Here is a 17,090-nt window from a genome sequence, read left to right as displayed (position 1 = left end):
GTCGATGAGTCACCCGAGTTCGCTGAACCGCCCTGTCGCCCACTGGCCCCACCGGATCCCGAGGTCTGAGAGGAGCCGGAGCGACCGCGCTCAGCCTGATTCCCGGATCTGCCCTGTGATCCTGAGCCCGAACCTGGTTGAGCTTTGCCTCCCGAGGAACCTCTATCTGTGCCCGACACAGCAAAGTTTCCATCAGGCCCTCCAGTTGTGATGGAAACCTCAGCCCATGCTGGTCCAGCTACACTGAGGGAAACCATCAGGGCAAGGACAAATACACCTACTCGTGCTCGCATGAGTGCCCCTTCTCTGAGCTTCCCTCCGTGATCACGAGGTCCGATCCGTCACGGTCAAACTGAAGTTCGTCCTTGCCCCATCCCCCGGAAGAGGAGTTGGGCAGGTCCTTCCTGACGAAGGTCATGCCTCGATAGTCAATGCAGGCCGCAATCGCGACTGCATGACCTTTCGTTGCAGGGACCTGTCTGATAGACACACGTCGCCAAGTCGAATCGGGTGTCGCAGAAAGCCCCTTCTTCTGAAATTGGGCAAACACGTCCTCCAAGATTTCCTCAAACTCCCCGCCAACGAGTTCCTTCATGGACTTCGGCAGCGTCGTTGATCCACCAGCCTTTTCGAGTGCGACGAACTGCTCCAGATACTTCAGGTGGACCTCTTTGGCCTCCAGGAAGAGAGCATCCTCGCTCGGGGTCGGCGAGGGCGTCAGAGTCGGGGTGGGCGTCGCCGAGGGCCTGACGTCACTGCTCGCAGCGACCGTCGGCGAAGCCCCCGACTCGGAGTCACCCTCACACCCGGCCAGCACCGCGCCGATCATCACCACCGCCATTGCGGCAGCCACCGTTCGCCGTCCCATTGCGGCATCCTGTCAGCCGAACCTCCCAGACTCCAGCAGTCATGACCAAATCTGTGGATAACCCGGAGTCCATTACCGCCATCACCCCTTCCCTGGGAAGTTGTCCACAGGCTGGTGGGGCTGGAAACACCCCCTTCCGCAGCGCAAGGCGCGTCGCTTCCGCCCCGAACGCACGCACGGCCGCCCCGGAATGACCGGGGCGGCCGTGCCGCACCACATGAACTCAGATTCTGCCCGGGCCGGGCCCCATGAGGGGAACCCGGTGAGCAGCCAGACAGGCTGAGGGATCAGGCCTCAGGCTTGTCCTCGGCCTCCTCGGCGGGAGCCGCAGCCTCATCGGCCACGACCGGCTCGCCGGCGATCTCAGCCTCAGCTGCAGTCGGCTCACCCTCGGCGGCCTTCTCCTCCTCGACCTGGTCGGCAGCGACCTTGGCAGCGTCAACGGCGGCTGCAGCCGCGTTGATCTCAGCCTTGGCGGCGTCGGCGTCGGCCGGGGTCGTCACGGCCGGCTTGTCGGTGATGATCTCCAGGACGGCCATCGGGGCGTTGTCGCCCTGACGGTTCCCGATCCGGGTGATCCGGGTGTAGCCGCCGTTGCGACCCGCCATCTGGGGGGCGATCTCGGCGAACAGGGTGTAGACGACACCCTTGTCGGTGATCGTCTTGTTGACCTCGCGGCGGTTGGCCACCGAGTCGACCTTCGCCCGGGTGATGAGCTTCTCGGCCAACGGGCGAACCCGCTTGGCCTTGGTGATGGTCGTCACGATCCGGCCGTGCTCGAAGAGCTGGCTGGCAAGGTTGCGCAGGATGATCCGCTCGTGAGCGGGGGTTCCGCCAAGACGGGGACCCTTCGTGGGCTTCGGCATAACTTCTTCTCCTCGTGTGTCGGTGCTCCGGGCAGGTGGACCCGGTGCGTTCCGGCTGGAGGGAGGGCTCTCGCTCTCCCCTCCCTGAACCCGTGCGGGCCAGGGGATCGGCCAGGGTCCACCCCCCTGGCCACCGCCCCTAAGGACGGAAACTCAATCAGTACTGCTCGGTCTCGGCGAAATCTCCCTCTTCGCCCTCGCCCTCGCCGTCCTCATACTGGTCGGCAGCAGCCAGCGGATCGAATCCCGGGGCCGAGTCCTTGAGGGACAGCCCCATCTCGGCCAGCTTCTCCTTGACCTCGTCGATCGACTTGGAGCCGAAGTTGCGGATGTCGAGAAGATCCTGCTCGGAGCGGGAGACCAGCTCACCGACGGTGTGGATGCCCTCGCGCTTGAGGCAGTTGTAGGAGCGAACAGTGAGGTTGAGGCTCTCCACCGGAACAGCCAGATTCTCGGCGTACTGCTCGTCGACCGGAGACGGTCCGACCTCGATCCCCTCGGCATCCATGTTGAGCTCGCGGGTCAGTCCGAACAGCTCGACCAGGGTGCGCCCGGCAGAGGCGACCGCGTCGCGCGGCAACATGCAGAGCTTGGTCTCGACGTCGAGGATCAGCCGATCGAAGTCGGTGCGGGTGGCGACGCGGGTGGCCTCCACCTTGTAGGTGACCTTGAGCACCGGGGAGTAGATCGAGTCGACGGCGATCCGGCCGATCTCAGCCTCGGGATCGTCATTGAGAACGCTGGACACGTAGCCGCGACCACGCTCGACGACCAGCTCCATCTCGATCTTGCCGTCCTCGTTGAGGGTGGCGATGTGCAGATCGGGGTTGTAGATGACGACGCCGGCCGGCGGGTTGATGTCGGCGGCGGTCACCTCACCGGCACCCGACTTGCGCAGGTACATGGCGACCGGCTCGTCCTCCTCGGAGGACAGCACCAGCTCCTTGAGGTTCAGGATGATCTCGGTGACGTCCTCGACGACACCCTCCAGGGTGTCGAACTCGTGCTGGACGCCGTCGATCTTGATGCTGGTGACCGAGGCCCCCGGGATCGAGGACAGCAGGGTGCGACGCAGCGAGTTCCCGAGGGTGTAGCCGAATCCGGGCTCCAGAGGCTCGATGACGAACTTCGAGCGGAAGTCGGAGACGACCTCCTCGGTGAGGGTGGGGCGCTGTGCGATGAGCATGCGATATTCCTTCCGCGCCAACCGCTATATGAAGGCGCAAACGGGGGTGGTGGGGAACTCCCCCACCGGGAGTGGTGCGGTGCGCGGATGGTGGAGACGCCGTTGACCACCCCGGACCAGGTCCAGGGCGGTTGACCCGACTGCCAGCCGCAGGGCCCCCGCGGCCACCTCAACAGGGGGCCGCGGGGACAACAGGATCACTTCGAGTAGAGCTCGACGATGGCCTGCTCGTTGACGTCGATCGTGATCTGCTCACGGGTCGGCAGCTGGTGGACGAGGATCCGGCCACGGTTGGGGCGGACCTCCAGCCAGGCCGGCACGTCGCGGGTCTCGAAGGTCTCACGGGCCACCACGATCGGGTGCAGGTCCTTGGACTTCTCGCGGACATCGATGATGTCGTGGGCGGCCACCCGGTAGGACGGGATGTTGACCTTCTTGCCATTGACCAGGAAGTGGCCGTGGCTGACCAGCTGACGGGCCTGGCGCCGGGTGGCGGCCAGTCCGGAGCGGTACACGACATTGTCCAGACGCGACTCGAGGATCTGCAGCAGCACGTCACCGGTCTTGCCGGTGCCGCGTGCGGCCTCCTCGTAGTAACGGCTGAACTGCTTCTCCAGCACGCCATAGGCGTAGCGGGCCTTCTGCTTCTCGCGCAGCTGCAGGGAGTACTCGGAGTCCTTGGTGCGTCCACGGCCGTGGACGCCCGGGGGGTAGGGACGACGCTCGAAGGACGCGTCGTTACCAACAAGATCTGTCCCGAGGCGACGGGACTTCTTGGTCAGGGGGCCGGTGTAACGGGCCATTGTGTATCAGTCCTTAATGTGACGTCGAAGGGGATCAGACGCGGCGGCGCTTCGGCGGGCGGCATCCGTTGTGCGGAATCGGGGTGACATCGGAGATCGGTCCGATCTCCAGGCCGATGGCCCCGAGCGAACGGATGGCGGTCTCGCGGCCCGATCCTGGACCCTTGACGAAGACGTCGACCCGCTTCATGCCGTGCTCCATGGCACGACGCCCGGCGGCCTCGGCGGCCATCTGAGCGGCGAAGGGGGTGGACTTGCGGGAGCCCTTGAAGCCGACGGTGCCGGCGGAGGCCCAGGCGATGACCTGACCGGCGGGGTCGGTGATCGCGATGATGGTGTTGTTGAACGTGCTCTTGATGTGCGCCTGGCCGGCGACGACGTTCTTCTTCTCCTTGCGGCGCACCTTTGCCTTGGGCGCCGTCTTACGGCCTGCAGTAGCCATGTGTTGTCTCTCCTGGAGTCAGTGTGATCTCAGCGTGGAGGAAAGCGATGCTCAGACGCGTGGCGTCTGAGGTCACTTCGCCTTCTTCTTGCCGGCGACGGCCTTCTTGCGGCCCTTACGGGTGCGGGCGTTGGTCCGGGTGCGCTGACCACGAACCGGCAGGCCGCTGCGGTGACGGCGTCCCTGGTAGGTACCGATCTCGATCTTGCGACGGATATCGGCGGCCACCTCACGACGAAGATCGCCTTCGACGTGGTAGTTGGCCTCGATGTGGTCACGCAGTGCCACGAGCTGATCGTCGCCCAGTTCGTTCACGCGGAGGTCACCGCTGAGTCCGGTGGCCTTGAGGGTCTCTGCGGCGCGGGTCCGACCGATGCCGTAGATATAGGTCAGTGCGACCTCGAGGCGCTTGTCGCGCGGCAGGTCGACTCCGATGAGGCGTGCCATCTGGCATCCCTTTCATGTTCCGGCCCGAGGGGCCGCGAAGGTGTCTGGCGTGGAGCGTCCCCGTCACACTCTGGCCACCAGGTGAACCTGATGACCTGTGGGCGGCGGATGAGATCTGCTCATCCGACGGGGCCCCGGCCTTCGCCCGGGGGTGGTGGCCCGGATCCGTGCTCGATGGTTTCGAGCGGGGTTCCGGGACGTGCTTCCACGGTGGTTGCGGAATCTGTCGATCCCGATGGGCTGTTCGGATCAACGCCGATGAATCACCGGCACTGCATCCAGCAGCCCTTTCAACGTGTATTCAGTTGTCATGTGCCCAATATGCCCAGAGCTTGATCTGGGCGTCATGTGCCCACCTGGATGGTGGGCCAGACGGTGGACCTCAGGGGTCGAACCCCTGCATTCCTGCCGGTCATGTCACCGGGAAGTGCTCCCGGAGGTGATGGCCTGCGATCCCGTCCGCGGCGAGGGCTCAGCCCTGGCGCTGCTTGTGGCGCGGGTTTTCGCAGATGATCATCACGCGACCGTGGCGACGAATGACCTTGCACTTGTCGCACATCTTCTTGACGCTCGGACGAACTTTCATCGAGCTTCTCTTTCGCGTAACGGTCCCCTGGGGGAACCTGGTTGGGTGACGCCCCGAAACCGAGGCGACTTGGGTCAGCGGGTCGCGGTTGCGATCACTTGTGCCGGTAGACGATGCGTCCGCGGGTCAGGTCGTAGGGGGACAGCTCCACAACCACCCGGTCAGACGGGAGGATCCTGATGTAGTGCTGACGCATCTTGCCGCTGATGGTGGCAAGGACACGGTGTCCGTTCTTGAGCTCGACACGGAACATGGCGTTCGGCAGAGCCTCGACCACGGTGCCCTCGAGCTCGAGCGCTCCCTCTTTCTTGGCCATTACGTCCAATCTTCAATCAGTGTGCCCCTACGGGCGTGACTGTCACCGCTCACACGGGGACCGACGAGACAGCTTACCTGCGCGCGGCCCACCTTCAAAATCCGGAGACCCGAGCCGTCCGGCCGGTGCGCGCTCAGAACACGATCACCAGGATGATGATCATCAGCACCATGGCCACGCCGGCAGCACCGAGCATTCCGACGATCAGCGACCGGGGCATCGCCCGCGATGGCGTCACCTCGCCGGGGGGCCGACTGTTCTGCTCGATCCCCTGCGGCGTGCTGTGGGTCGCTGTGGCCGGCAGGGCCTGGATCACCGGCACCAGCTCCCCCAGTGTGGCGGCGGAGTAGATGGTGTCGAGATGCCGGTGGAAGGCCTGGTCATCGATCGCCCCGGCGCTGAAGGCGTCATTGAGTCGCGTGTTGAGCTCGGACCGGTCGGCATCGGTCACCGGTTCACCGGACCGGGCGACGTACCTGGAGGAGGCTGGCAACTCTTTCACGTCATCGAGACTACCGACTGCCGCGCGCACCGTGCGGCGCTTCCCGCCTAGCCGAGGGACCGCCGCCGGGGCCAGTAGTGATCGCCCCGGTGCACCATGGCCAGAATCTGCCTCTCGACCTCCTCCCACCCGAACATCACCTCCTCCCAGGTCACCCGCAGCTCCCGGTATCCCAGTTCCGCCAACCGACGATCGCGGACACGGTCGCTCCGGTAGTTCGCCAGATCGGTGTGGTGGGCCCTCGAGTCGACCTCGATGACCAGCCGCTCGCCGACCACCAGGTCGACCCGGCCCACCCCGTCGATGCAGACCTGCGATCGGACCTTGAGGTTGAGGCCCCGAAGCCGCACCCGCACCAGCGACTCGGTCCCGGAGTCCGCCCGGCTGCACCGCCGGAGCAGATCTCGGCCGCGGGAGCCACCGCCCAGTTCTTGGCGCAGATCCTCGGTGGTCGCAATCCTGTTGCGGACCATGGAGTCCAGAACGGCCACCGCATTCTCGACATCCAGGCAGCGGATCGCCGCTCTGACCGCCACCAGGGGTTCGTCGACGGCGACGATCGGTGCGGGGGCGCGGCCCGGTGAGCAGCTCCTCACACCGCGGGCGACGATCGGTCCTCGCCTGGCGCGGACATGCAGCTCGGTGTCACCGAAGGGCCGGTAGGCACCGAGCCTGGCCAACGCCGAGACACAGGTCAGCACCCCGCCGGCGTGAACGGCTCGGACCACCTCGGCCTCGGTGTCCGGGAGCTCCCACCAGCCCTTCCGAGGGTGGCCGACCAGCTGGCCCGCGGCCACCCATTCGCGGATGTCTTGATAGGAGCTGCCCAGGCTCCGCAGCACCGTTGTGGACACCACTCCGCCCGGACACAGCTCGGGTGGCAGTTCAATGCTCTTCACACCACTGGTTATTGTGGCGCGCTCCTCGATCTGCCGCTCCGGAGGAAAAATGTGGACAACTTCTCCCTGTGGACAACTGCGGGAGGGCGAGCGTGCTCCCGATTACGGCCATCAGCCGGCCAGCCTTTGGATAATCCAGCTGCCGATCGATGGATGGCCACTTCCGGGGACGAGGTCTGGAGCCACGACCTGAAACTGGCCATATCCGAGTCGCCCTCTGCACTATCGGCAGGGCGACACGGATATGGCCAGTTTCAGCGGAACAGCCGGAGTAGTCAGTCCAACGGACCGAAGGGCACGCCTCTGGCCCTCAGCTCGGCCTCGCCACCGTCGGGTTCGGTGAGGATCCACAACCCCTTCTCGGTGACGGCCACGGTGTTCTCCCAGTGGCTCGACCAGGACCCGTCCAGGGTCTGGACCGTCCAGTCGTCGTCCAGGGTGACATTGTCCTCATCGCCCAGGGTGGCCATCGGCTCCACGCACAGGCACATCCCGGTGGTGATCCGTGGCCCCCGGTGCGCTCGCCCCCAGTTCGGGACATCGGGTTCCATGTGCATCTCGGTGCCGATGCCGTGGCCGGTGTAGTCGCGGACATTGCCGTAGGGGTGCTCGTGGGACTCCAGTGACAGTTCAACGGCGGCCGAGATGTCTCCGATCCGGGCTCCGGGGGTGATCTGCGAGATCCCCGCCCACATCGACTCCCGGGTGTGCTCCGACAGTTCGCGGACCTCATCGGAGACCTCGCCGACCAGGGCGGTGCGCGCGGCGTCGCCGTGCCAGCCGTCCAGGATGGCGCCGTAGTCGATGGAGACGATGTCGCCGTCCTTCAGCACCCGCTCGCCGGGGATGCCGTGCACGATGACCTCGTTGACGCTGATGCAGGCCACCCCCGGGTAGGGAGCGATCCCCCACTCGGCCCCGTATCCCAGGAAGTTCGAGGTCGCACCGTGACGGGCGATGACGTCACGGCCGATCTGGTCCAGCTCGCCAGTGGTCGCGCCCGGAACAGCGGCGGCGACCATCTCGGCCAGACCCTCGGCGACCACAAGGCCGGCACGACGCATCGTGCGGATCTGGTCGTCGGTCTTGATCTGGATCCGGTTGCGCAAACGCATCAGGACCTGGCATCCAGGGCGTCGATGATGCGCGTGCGCACCTCGGCGATCCCACCGACACCGTCCACCGGGACCAGCAGGCCAGCCTGGGCGTAGTGGTCGATCAGCGGGGCGGTCTGGGAGGTGTAGACCGCCATCCGGTTGCCGATGGTCTCCTCGTTGTCGTCGGAACGGCCCTCGATCTCGGCGCGCTTGAGCAGCCGGCCGATGAGCAGTTCGGGATCCACCTCGAGACTGATGACAGCATCCAGTCGCTGACCATTGGCGGTGAGGTACGAGTCCAGCGCCTCGACCTGGTGAAGGTTGCGGGGGTAACCGTCCAGCAGGAAGCCGTTGATCGCATCATCCTGGTCGAGCCGGTCCACGACGATCTCGTCAGTGACCTCATCGGGAACCAGATCACCGGCGTCCATGATCGCCTTGACCTTCTTGCCGAGCTCGGTGCCGCCCTTGATGTTGGCCCGGAAGATGTCTCCGGTGGAGATCGCCGGAACGCCGTAGTGCTCGGCGATCGAGCTGGCCTGGGTGCCCTTGCCGGCGCCGGGAGCGCCGATGATGAGAAGCCTCATGATGTCAGGAATCCTTCGTAACTGCGTTGCTGGAGTTTCGACTCAACCTGTTTGACGGTGTCCAGACCGACTCCCACCACGATGAGGATGCTGGTGCCGCCGAACGGGAAGTTCTGGTTGGCGTTGAGGAAGACGAAGGCCAGGGTCGGTATCAGGGAGATCAGACCCAGGTACAGCGATCCGGGAGCCGTCAGGCGGGACAGCACGAAGGCCAGGTAGTCCTCGGTGGGCTTGCCGGCACGGATACCCGGGATGAAGCCGCCGTACTTCTTCATGTTGTCGCTCATCTCGACCGGGTCGAAGGTGATCGCGACGTAGAAGTAGCAGAAGAAGATGATGAGCAGGAAGTAGACGAGGTTGTAGACCGGATGGTCGCCCCGGGTGAAGTTCTGCCCGATCCACTGCGCGGCCCTGCCCTCGGGCCGGAAGGTCGCGTAGAGCACCGGCAGGTACATGATCGAGGAGGCGAAGATCACCGGGATGACACCGGACTGGTTGACCTTCAGCGGGATGTAGGTGCTGGTGCCGCCGAACATCCGGCGCCCGACCATTCGCTTGGCGTACTGCACCGGGATGCGACGCTGCCCCTGCTCCATGAAGACCACGCCGGCCATCACCAGCAGCCCGATGGCGATGACGGTGAAGAAGATGAACCAGGCGTGCGCCTCGCCCTGGCTGTTGCGGGTCACCTTGATTTGCCACAGCGAGTCGGGGAAACGGGCCGCGATCTGGGTGAAGATCATGATCGACATGCCGTTGCCGATGCCGCGATCGGTGATGAGCTCGCCCATCCACATCACCAGGGTGGTGCCAGCGGTCATCGTCAGCACCATCACGATGACCGGGAAGATCGAGGTGTCATGGACGACGATCGGATCGGTGCAGGAGCTGAACAGCCGGCCCGAGGTGGCCAGGGTGACGAACGCGGTGGCCTGCAGCACACCCAGCACCAGGGTGAGGTAACGGGTGTACTGGGTGATCTTGTTCTGCCCGGAGGCGCCCTCTTTCTTGAGGGCCTCCAGCTTCGGGATGACGACGGTCAGCAGCTGCAGGATGATCGAGGAGGTGATGTAGGGCATGATGCCCAGCGCGAAGATGGCCAACTGGAGCAGCGCTCCACCGGAGAACAGGTTGATCATCGAGTACAGCCCGGCGGCATCGCTGGTCTGTGACTGGGTCACGCAGGCGTTGATCTTGGCGACGTCGACATTGGGCACCGGAATGGTGGACCCGAGCCGGAAGATCGCGAGGATGAACAGCGTGAAGAAGATCTTCTTGCGCAGATCCGGCGTCTTGAACGCACTTGCGAAGGCGGACAGCATTCGGGCTCTCTATGGTTTGACAACACGCCCCGGAGCGGGCTGCACGGGACGGCGCGTTGGCCGGCCTCGGCGAGCGAGACAAGAGCAACAGCTCAGGTAGCCTATCAACTCGGCGGCAGAGTCCATATCCCGGCGAGGAGATCCATGCGTCCACCAGTGGTCATCACATCTCGAGTCGGGCGGATCGGCACCGCTGTGCTGGGGGCAGCGGCACTGGCCCTGATGGTCTGGGACGCCAGTCGGGTGGGCCTCCTCCGGACTCTCGTCAATCTGCCCTTCGTGGCGCTGTTCGTGTGGTGCGCCTGGTTGTTCTGGGGGCTCGCCTCGATCCGGATCGACGACGCCGGGATCCAGGTGGTCAATCAGCTGCGGATCTGGAATGTGCCCTGGGCGCGGCTGGAGAGCGTCACCGGCAGGTGGGGTGTGACGCTGTCCACCGCTGCGCAGACCGGTCACGACAAGGGACGATCCATCCGGGCATGGGCGGCTCCGGCCAAGGGGACGGCAGGCAAGATCGCCAGCGCCGACCGTGAGATGCCGATGATCCCCGAGCAGGGCTCGGCACCTGTTCGGGTGAGCCTGGACGCCTTCTCGGCAGCACGACTCATCGAGATCGAGCAGATCCAGCGACGCCCTACCGACCAGAGTTCGGCGGCCGCGGTTCAGGCCCGCCCCAACTGGGCCACGATCGGCGTCACCGTCATCCTGGTGGTGCTGGCGATCCTCGCCTGAGCTTCCGCAAGGCCTACCGGGCTGCCACGGAGGCGCCACACAGACACCTCGGGGGCGGCCCGGCGAACCGGGCCACCCCCGAGGTGGCGTCACTCAGATGCTCGGTCCCACGGACCGGGACATCAGTTCAGCGGTAGATCACTTCTCGAAACCGATGTTCTGGGCGGGAACGGTCTCGAAGGTGGCCGCACCGTAGTTCGCCAGGTTCTTCGGAACGGCAGCGAACTGCGCGCGACGGTACAGCGGGGTGGTCATCACGTTGTCCCAGATGATCTTGTCGGCCTGGTTGGTCAGGGCGATCCGCTTGGTCTGGTCCTCCTCGGTGTCGATCTGAGGGATCAGCTTCTCCAGCTTCGGGTCGACCAACTGCGAGAAGTTCGACTCGCTGGCCTTCGAGGAGCCCTCGGATGCGGCGCCGTAGATCTGACGGACGTTGTTCATCGGGTACGGGGTGCCCTGCCAGGTGAAGGCAATGATCCCGAAGGAGTGGTTGGTCAGCACGTCGTTCATCGAGTCCGACGGGGTGTTGACCAGGTTCACCGTGACGCCGATGGCGGCCATGTTCTGCTTGAGCAGGGCGCCCTCGTTCTCGGAGGTCGGCACCCCGGTCAGCATCGCGTAGTCGATGGTGAGCTTCTTGCCGTCCTTCTCGCGGACATTGCCGTTCATCTTCCAGCCGGCGGCGTCCAGCTCCTGCTTGGCCTGCTCGGGGTTGTAGGCGTAGTCCCCCGAGTTGTCCTTGTAGCCGACCTGACCGGGCATGAAGAAGTGGTTGCCGAGCATCACGGCGGCCGGGTCGACGGGCAGTCCCGCCAGATCCGACTTGGCGATGGCCTGGCGGTTGATGCCCTTGACGATGGCCTGGCGGACCTTGATGTCGGTCAGCCCGTTGGACTTGGTGTTGAAGGTGAAGTGGCGCCACTGCAGGGAGCCGGCCTCACGCAGGTCGGCATCGGTGCGCTTCTTGGCGGTGTCGTAACCATCCTTGGTGATGATGGTGTCGACGACGTCGATCTCCTTGTTGGCGAAGGCCTTGGTCTGGGTGGCGTCGTCGAGCTCCTTGAAGGACACCGAGTCCAGCTTGGCCTTGTCACCCCACCACTTGTCGTTGCGCTTGACGGTGAGGGTCTTCTGAGCCTGGTCGACCTTGTCGAGGGTGAACGGCCCGGTGAACCAGTTCGCGTTGAAGGTCTTCCAGCCGTTGTTGAACAGCTCCGGGGTGGAGGCCCCCTCCTTCGGCAGCACGGTGCTCCAAGTGGCGGTCCAGTCGGGGGAAGCCGTCTTGAAGGTGATGACGACGTCGGTCGGCTTGTCGCCCTTGGTCACCGAGGTGACCTGGTTGAAGCCGTCGGTGGTGGCCGGCTTGAAGGCCTCGTTGCTGCCGTTCATCGCCTTCCAGGTGGCGACGTAGTCGGTGTAGTCGATGGTGCGGCCCGAGTTCCACTTGGCGTTCGGGTTCAGGTGCAGCGTGACCTGCTGGTGACCACCGTTGTCAGCGGCCTTCTTGACGTCATAGGACTGCAGGAAGTCCTTGTCGGGGGTCGGGGCCCCGTCAGCGCCGTACTGGAAGTTGCTGACTCCGACGAATCCCCAGATGGTCGAGTTCAGATCGACGGAGTTGTTGTCGATGTCGAGGCCGTTCCAGGCGGTCGGCAGCTGGCTGATCGCGAATCGCAGGGTGCCACCGTCCTTGACCTGGTCGCGCGGCTTCAGATTCAGCGCGGCCAGCGGCAGTGCCTTGGCCGAGGCGGAAGCCGAGGCGCTGTTGTTGGCACTGCTCTGGTTCTTCTGACCGCAACCGGTCAGCACAAGAGACCCCACGGCCAGGGCGGCCATGGCGGTCATTACGGGCTTGCGCACAGTAATACCTCCAGAATTGACGGCGGGCACACAGCACCCGCACTTGTCTGTACGCTCTTGACTGTTTCACCGGTCGCCACCGCAATCCCAGCGCTGGAGGCCCCCGCCCGTCAATCGTTATCGGAACGTGACGCCGTCTTCACCAAACCGTGTCGCCCCGATACCGCGACGCACCTCCGGCGGCCTGGTCCGGCGACCCCTTACGTTCCTTCAGCACTGTCGCCCGAACACCCCCACCCACCCTCGGCAGTGTCGTCCACACACCCCTGACGCACGTTCGTCCTCGAATCCGACGTTCGTCCTGGAATTCCAGGACGAACGTCGGATTCGAGGACGAACGTGGCAGCGGCCGGGTGACGCAGGACCTGCGGGACCGAGGGGGCCGGGGGCGCAGGACCTGCGGGACCGAGGGGGCCGGGGGCGCAGGACCTGCGGGACCGAACGGTCAGAAGACGCTGACCACCTCGGGGAAGTGACAGGCCACCTGGCGGTCGTCACCCCGCTGGGTGTCGGCATCCGTGCTGGCCAGCAGCGGCGTCTCCCCCGTGCAGCGGGCCTGATCGGCCTCGCCGAGGGTCTTGAACTTCGGGCAGCGGGTGTGGAAGGGGCATCCCGAGGGCGGATTGGCCGGCGAGGGCAGATCCCCCTCGAGCAGGATCCGCTTGCGGCCCTTCTCCTTGATCGGGTCAGGCACCGGGATCGCCGACAGCAGGGACTGGGAGTAGGGGTGCTCGGGGTGGTCGAAGACCTCCCCGACCGGTCCGAGCTCCACGATCCGTCCCAGGTACATCACGGCGACCCGGTGGGCGATGTGACGGACCACTGACAGGTCATGGGCCACGAACAGGTAGGACAACCCCATCTCGATCCGCAGCTTCTCCAGCAGGTTCAGCACACCGGCCTGGATGGAGACGTCCAGGGCCGAGACCGGCTCATCGAGAACCAGCAGCTTGGGCTCCAGGGCCAGTGCCCGGGCGATCCCGACGCGCTGCTTCTGACCGCCGGAGAAGTTGCGCGGGTAACGGTTGGCGTGGGCCGGCTCCAGACCGACCAGGGCCATCAGCTCCTCGACCTTGGCCCCGATCCTCGACTTCGGGTAGCCGTTGTACTTCAATGGCTCGGCGATGATGTCGGAGATCGGCAGCCGCGGGTCCAGGGAGGCCATCGGGTCCTGGAAGACCACCTGGAGGTCCTGGCGGACCTTCTTGCGGTCGGCCTTCGACAGCTCGGCGGTGTCGTGGCCGAGCACCACGATCCTGCCCTCCTCAGGCTTGGCCAGCTCGAGGATCGACATGATGGTGGTCGTCTTGCCGCAGCCGGACTCCCCCACCAGGCCCAGGGTCTCCCCGGAGTGGATGTCGAAGGAGATGTGGTCGACGGCGTGCACGGTGCCGACCCGGCGCTTGAAGACCGCTCCCTTCATCAGCGGATAGGTCTTCACCAACCCGTCGACGTGCAGGATCACCTCGCCGGCGTCCCGGCTGGCCATCTCGGAGGCGGCCGGGATCTCGTCCTTGGGGTAGATCTCCTCGTAACTCTTGTCGGCCAGGGCATCGAACTTGATGCAGGCCGAGGTGTGCCTGGGAAGGTCGGTCTCCAGCAGGGGCGGCTCGGCGGCCTCGCACTCGGCGGAGGCCATCGGGCAGCGCGGCGCGAAGGGGCAGCCCGGTGGCAGCTCCAGCAGCGAGGGCGGGTTGCCCTCCACCGGCGTCAGCGGCTCGTCCTTGTCGAGGTCGGGACGCGGCAGGGAGCCCAGCAGACCCACCGTGTAGGGGTGGCGGGAGTGGTAGAAGACGTCGTTGACGTCGGCCCTCTCGACGATCCGCCCGGCATACATCACCGCCACCCGGTCGGCCAGCCCGGCGACCACACCCAGGTCGTGGGTGATCATCACCACACCGGCATGGGTCTCACGCTGGGCCACCCTCAGCAGATCGAGGATCTGCGCCTGGATGGTGACATCCAGAGCGGTGGTCGGCTCGTCGGCGATGATGAGATCGGGGTCGTTGGCGATCGCCATCGCGATCACCACGCGCTGCCTCATGCCGCCGGAGAACTCGTGGGGGAAGTTCTTGGCCCTCACCTCGGGGTTCGGGATGCCCACCATCCTCAGCAGCTCAAGAGCCCGCTGCCAGGCATCCTTGTCGGAATAGCTGCCATGCACCTGGAGGGCCTCGACGATCTGGTCGCCGATCGTGTACACGGGAGTGAGGGCACTCAGCGGATCCTGGAAGACCATCGCGATCTTCCGGCCGCGCACCTCGCTCATCCAGTTGTCGCTGCGGCCCAGCAACTCGGTGCCGTGCAGCTTGATGGATCCCTGCACATCGGCGCTCTCGTCGAGCAGCCCCATCACCGACATCGAGGTGACCGACTTGCCCGATCCGGACTCGCCGACCAGCCCGACCACCTCACCGGCATTGACGGTGAGGCTGACCCCGCGCACCGCATGCACGACGCCGTCCTCGGAGGGGAATCGGACATTGAGGTCGGAGATCTCCAGCACCGGGACGCCGGAGGTACGCTCCGGCAGCGCGTCCGACGTGAAGACGGGCTTGTTGTTCCTACTCATGCAGCACCGCCTGACTTGGAGGAGGGATCGATGGCGTCTCGCAGGGCGTCACCGACGAAGTTCACACACAGCAGCAGGACCACCAGCACACCGGCCGGGAAGAGGAAGATCCATGGCGAGGTGGTGGCTGAGGCCATCCCGTCACCGAGCAGGGTGCCCAGCGAGGTCTCCGGCTTCTGGACGCCGAATCCGAAGAAGGACAGCGTCGTCTCGCTCATGATCGCCCCGACCACACCGAGGGTGAAGTCGATGATGAGGTAGGAGGCCACATTGGGGATGACGTGCTTGACGATGACCACCAGGGAGGGCACCGACATGAACTTGGCGGCGGTCACGTAGTCCAGATTCACCAAGGACAGCGTCATGGCACGGATCACCCGGGCCGAGATCATCCAGGAGAAGGCCGCGAGCAGGATGATGAGCAGCCAGGTGGAGCTCTTCGAGCCGGCGGTGTGCTGGGAGATGATCGCGATGATGAGGAAGGAGGGGACGACCAGCAGCAGGTCGGTGATCCACTGCAGCACCATCCCGACCTTCTTGCCGAAGTAGGCCGCCGAGGCACCGATCAGAGCCGCCAGGATCTCGACGATGGCCGCCACCGCGAAACCGATGACCAAGGACTTGCGGAGTCCCTCGACAGTCATCGCGAAGACGTCGAAGCCACCCTGGTTGGTGCCGAACCAGTGGTCGCCCGAGGGCATCGACAGGAAGGCGTTGTCATCGACCACCCAGTAGTCCCACAGCGCCAGGGAGGGCCCGATGAGGGCCAGCAGCAGAATGACCGCCAGTCCGACAAGTCCGATCTTGCCGCCGGCCGAACGCCAGTAGCGACGCCAGATCAGTCGGCTGCGCGACAGGTGCTTGGTCTCCTTGCGGCCCTCGGGCTCCTTGGAGGGGTCAATGGCGGCGCCGGCAGCAGGTTCTGCCAGCGGGGCGGAGCCGACAGCAGCATCAGGGCGCTCGGCGGCGCGGCCGGAGGAGAAGTTCGGTTCAACCATGACGTAACTCCTCAGCGCGCCCGCACGCGCGGGTCGATGGCGGCGATCAGGATGTCACTGAGCAGGGCACCTGCCAGCACGCAGACCCCGGAGAAGGCCACCACGGCGACGGTGCCGTTGATGTCCTGATTCTGGATGGAGGTCACCGAGTACAGGCCCATCCCGTTCCAACCGAAGACCTGCTCGGTGACGGTGGCGCCGACGAACACGGTGGCGACGCCGAAGGCGAAGTAGGTGGCCATCGGGATGATCGCATTGCGCAGCGCGTGGTGACGGATCGCGTAGGACTTGCGCAGCCCCTTGGCCCGGGCGGTGCGCACGTAGTCGGCACCCAGGGTGTCGAGCATCAGGTTGCGTTGGTACCGGGAGTAGGTCGCCATACTCAGCGCGGTCAGCGAGATCGTCGGTAACAACAGGTGCTGCAACCGACTGATGAACGCCGCACCGAAGTAGCTGCCGTGCGTGCCGGTCTCGCCGATGAACTGGAAGAACTGAGTACCGGTGGCCTGGTTGAATCGGATCGCCGCCAGCTGCATCACCACCGCGAGCACCATGGTCGGGGTGGAGATCAGCAGCATGCAGATCAGCGAGACGACCCGGTCGCTCCAGTGGTACTGACGCACCGCGGACCAGGCGCCCAGGGCCACACCGAGAACCAGCGAGAGGATGGTGCCGATCGTCACCAGCCGGACCGAGACCCCGATCCTGGTGGCGATGAGGGAGTTGATCACCTCGCCGCGCGGCGTCTGCCCCCAGTTCCAGTGGACGAAGACCATGTTGAGCCAGCGGACGTACCGGGTCCAGATGCTGGTCTCCGGATTGATGTTGTAGGCGGTCAACGAGGCATTGCCCGCAGCCCAGTTCAGATTAGGGTTCTGCCGGTCGAAGGCATTCCTCGGATCCAGCGCCGCTGAGGCCACCAGATAGGCCAGAGACACCGCGATGAACAGCAGGATCGCGTAGTTGACGATGCGGCGCGCAAGATATCTGAGCACGGACATCCCTTC

Annotated in this window: 18 protein-coding genes; 1 reads left to right on the top strand and 17 read right to left on the bottom strand. The window is 65.3% G+C overall.

What is annotated here, in order from left to right:
• Positions 1-277 precede the first annotated feature (277 nt).
• The 13 genes from G554_RS16820 to secY all read right to left on the bottom strand — a co-directional run bounded on the left by G554_RS16820 (position 278) and on the right by secY (position 9,921).
• Complete coding sequence (locus tag G554_RS16820) at positions 278-868, bottom strand: hypothetical protein (protein WP_154654260.1); 591 nt, start codon at positions 866-868, stop codon at positions 278-280.
• Between the two features lie 287 nt (positions 869-1,155).
• Positions 1,156-1,734: a 50S ribosomal protein L17 gene (rplQ, locus tag G554_RS0110695; RefSeq protein ID WP_027587882.1), complete on the bottom strand. Its 579-nt coding sequence runs from the start codon at positions 1,732-1,734 to the stop codon at positions 1,156-1,158.
• 157 nt (positions 1,735-1,891) lie between these two features.
• A complete protein-coding gene (locus G554_RS0110690) occupies positions 1,892-2,920 on the bottom strand; it encodes a DNA-directed RNA polymerase subunit alpha (RefSeq protein ID WP_027587881.1) in 1,029 nt (342 codons plus the stop codon).
• A 197-nt stretch (positions 2,921-3,117) separates the two neighbouring features.
• A complete protein-coding gene (gene rpsD, locus G554_RS0110685) occupies positions 3,118-3,723 on the bottom strand; it encodes a 30S ribosomal protein S4 (RefSeq protein ID WP_027587880.1) in 606 nt (201 codons plus the stop codon).
• Between the two features lie 34 nt (positions 3,724-3,757).
• Positions 3,758-4,165: a 30S ribosomal protein S11 gene (rpsK, locus tag G554_RS0110680; protein ID WP_027587879.1), complete on the bottom strand. Its 408-nt coding sequence runs from the start codon at positions 4,163-4,165 to the stop codon at positions 3,758-3,760.
• A gap of 72 nt (positions 4,166-4,237) precedes the next feature.
• Positions 4,238-4,612, bottom strand: coding sequence for a 30S ribosomal protein S13 (gene rpsM, locus G554_RS0110675; RefSeq protein WP_027587878.1), 375 nt, complete (start codon positions 4,610-4,612; stop codon positions 4,238-4,240).
• A gap of 472 nt (positions 4,613-5,084) precedes the next feature.
• Positions 5,085-5,198 carry a 50S ribosomal protein L36 gene (gene rpmJ, locus G554_RS17350; RefSeq protein WP_084648477.1) on the bottom strand — a complete coding sequence of 38 codons (114 nt, stop codon included), beginning with the start codon at positions 5,196-5,198 and terminating at the stop codon, positions 5,085-5,087.
• Positions 5,199-5,292: 94 nt separating this feature from the next.
• Entirely contained in the window at positions 5,293-5,514 is a 222-nt protein-coding gene (gene infA / locus G554_RS0110665; RefSeq protein WP_002514837.1) for a translation initiation factor IF-1, read from the bottom strand.
• 133 nt (positions 5,515-5,647) lie between these two features.
• Positions 5,648-6,016: a DUF1707 SHOCT-like domain-containing protein gene (locus tag G554_RS15910; RefSeq protein ID WP_161626490.1), complete on the bottom strand. Its 369-nt coding sequence runs from the start codon at positions 6,014-6,016 to the stop codon at positions 5,648-5,650.
• A 47-nt stretch (positions 6,017-6,063) separates the two neighbouring features.
• A complete protein-coding gene (locus tag G554_RS0110655) occupies positions 6,064-6,915 on the bottom strand; it encodes an endonuclease domain-containing protein (RefSeq protein WP_245570030.1) in 852 nt (283 codons plus the stop codon).
• Positions 6,916-7,190: 275 nt separating this feature from the next.
• Entirely contained in the window at positions 7,191-8,030 is an 840-nt protein-coding gene (gene map / locus G554_RS0110650) for a type I methionyl aminopeptidase (protein ID WP_027587876.1), read from the bottom strand.
• On the bottom strand, positions 8,030-8,599 hold the full coding sequence (locus G554_RS0110645; RefSeq protein ID WP_027587875.1) for an adenylate kinase: 570 nt from the start codon (positions 8,597-8,599) through the stop codon (positions 8,030-8,032). Before G554_RS0110645 ends, map begins: the two co-directional genes overlap by 1 nt.
• The gene (gene secY, locus G554_RS0110640) at positions 8,596-9,921 is read right to left on the bottom strand and encodes a preprotein translocase subunit SecY (RefSeq protein WP_027587874.1); all 1,326 of its coding nucleotides are present in this window, start codon (positions 9,919-9,921) and stop codon (positions 8,596-8,598) included. Before secY ends, G554_RS0110645 begins: the two co-directional genes overlap by 4 nt.
• Before the next feature lie 144 nt (positions 9,922-10,065).
• On the opposite strand from secY, the gene G554_RS0110635 reads away from it, so the two are divergent.
• Complete coding sequence (locus G554_RS0110635) at positions 10,066-10,653, top strand: hypothetical protein (protein ID WP_027587873.1); 588 nt, start codon at positions 10,066-10,068, stop codon at positions 10,651-10,653.
• 138 nt (positions 10,654-10,791) lie between these two features.
• Here the strand turns inward: G554_RS0110635 and G554_RS0110630 are convergent, their stop codons facing one another.
• The 4 genes from G554_RS0110630 to G554_RS0110615 form a co-directional block, all read right to left on the bottom strand.
• Positions 10,792-12,513 (bottom strand): ABC transporter family substrate-binding protein, encoded by a 1,722-nt coding sequence (locus G554_RS0110630; RefSeq protein ID WP_027587872.1) that lies wholly within the window; start codon positions 12,511-12,513, stop codon positions 10,792-10,794.
• A 445-nt stretch (positions 12,514-12,958) separates the two neighbouring features.
• Positions 12,959-15,085, bottom strand: coding sequence for an ABC transporter ATP-binding protein (locus G554_RS0110625; RefSeq protein WP_027587871.1), 2,127 nt, complete (start codon positions 15,083-15,085; stop codon positions 12,959-12,961).
• Positions 15,082-16,083, bottom strand: coding sequence for an ABC transporter permease (locus G554_RS0110620; RefSeq protein WP_027587870.1), 1,002 nt, complete (start codon positions 16,081-16,083; stop codon positions 15,082-15,084). Before G554_RS0110620 ends, G554_RS0110625 begins: the two co-directional genes overlap by 4 nt.
• Before the next feature lie 11 nt (positions 16,084-16,094).
• Positions 16,095-17,084 carry an ABC transporter permease gene (locus tag G554_RS0110615; protein WP_245570029.1) on the bottom strand — a complete coding sequence of 330 codons (990 nt, stop codon included), beginning with the start codon at positions 17,082-17,084 and terminating at the stop codon, positions 16,095-16,097.
• Between the last annotated feature and the right edge of the window lie 6 nt (positions 17,085-17,090).

Source organism: Acidipropionibacterium thoenii DSM 20276 (assembly GCF_000423445.1).
GTDB classification, from domain to species: Bacteria; Actinomycetota; Actinomycetes; order Propionibacteriales; family Propionibacteriaceae; genus Acidipropionibacterium; species Acidipropionibacterium thoenii.
This window is presented reverse-complemented; position numbering and strand designations above follow the sequence as displayed.

Excerpts from the sequence above, each read along its gene's own strand:
- map (WP_027587876.1), bottom strand. The coding sequence starts at position 8,030 with ATGCGTTTGCGCAACCGGATCCAGATCAAGACCGACGACCAGATCCGC.
- G554_RS0110635 (WP_027587873.1), top strand. The coding sequence starts at position 10,066 with ATGCGTCCACCAGTGGTCATCACATCTCGAGTCGGGCGGATCGGCACC.
- rpsK (WP_027587879.1), bottom strand. The coding sequence starts at position 4,165 with ATGGCTACTGCAGGCCGTAAGACGGCGCCCAAGGCAAAGGTGCGCCGC.
- rpsD (WP_027587880.1), bottom strand. The coding sequence starts at position 3,723 with ATGGCCCGTTACACCGGCCCCCTGACCAAGAAGTCCCGTCGCCTCGGG.
- rpsM (WP_027587878.1), bottom strand. The coding sequence starts at position 4,612 with ATGGCACGCCTCATCGGAGTCGACCTGCCGCGCGACAAGCGCCTCGAG.
- G554_RS0110690 (WP_027587881.1), bottom strand. The coding sequence starts at position 2,920 with ATGCTCATCGCACAGCGCCCCACCCTCACCGAGGAGGTCGTCTCCGAC.
- rpmJ (WP_084648477.1), bottom strand. The coding sequence starts at position 5,198 with ATGAAAGTTCGTCCGAGCGTCAAGAAGATGTGCGACAAGTGCAAGGTC.
- G554_RS0110615 (WP_245570029.1), bottom strand. The coding sequence starts at position 17,084 with ATGTCCGTGCTCAGATATCTTGCGCGCCGCATCGTCAACTACGCGATC.
- rplQ (WP_027587882.1), bottom strand. The coding sequence starts at position 1,734 with ATGCCGAAGCCCACGAAGGGTCCCCGTCTTGGCGGAACCCCCGCTCAC.
- G554_RS16820 (WP_154654260.1), bottom strand. The coding sequence starts at position 868 with ATGGGACGGCGAACGGTGGCTGCCGCAATGGCGGTGGTGATGATCGGC.
- G554_RS0110625 (WP_027587871.1), bottom strand. The coding sequence starts at position 15,085 with ATGAGTAGGAACAACAAGCCCGTCTTCACGTCGGACGCGCTGCCGGAG.
- infA (WP_002514837.1), bottom strand. The coding sequence starts at position 5,514 with ATGGCCAAGAAAGAGGGAGCGCTCGAGCTCGAGGGCACCGTGGTCGAG.
- secY (WP_027587874.1), bottom strand. The coding sequence starts at position 9,921 with ATGCTGTCCGCCTTCGCAAGTGCGTTCAAGACGCCGGATCTGCGCAAG.
- G554_RS0110620 (WP_027587870.1), bottom strand. The coding sequence starts at position 16,083 with ATGGTTGAACCGAACTTCTCCTCCGGCCGCGCCGCCGAGCGCCCTGAT.
- G554_RS0110645 (WP_027587875.1), bottom strand. The coding sequence starts at position 8,599 with ATGAGGCTTCTCATCATCGGCGCTCCCGGCGCCGGCAAGGGCACCCAG.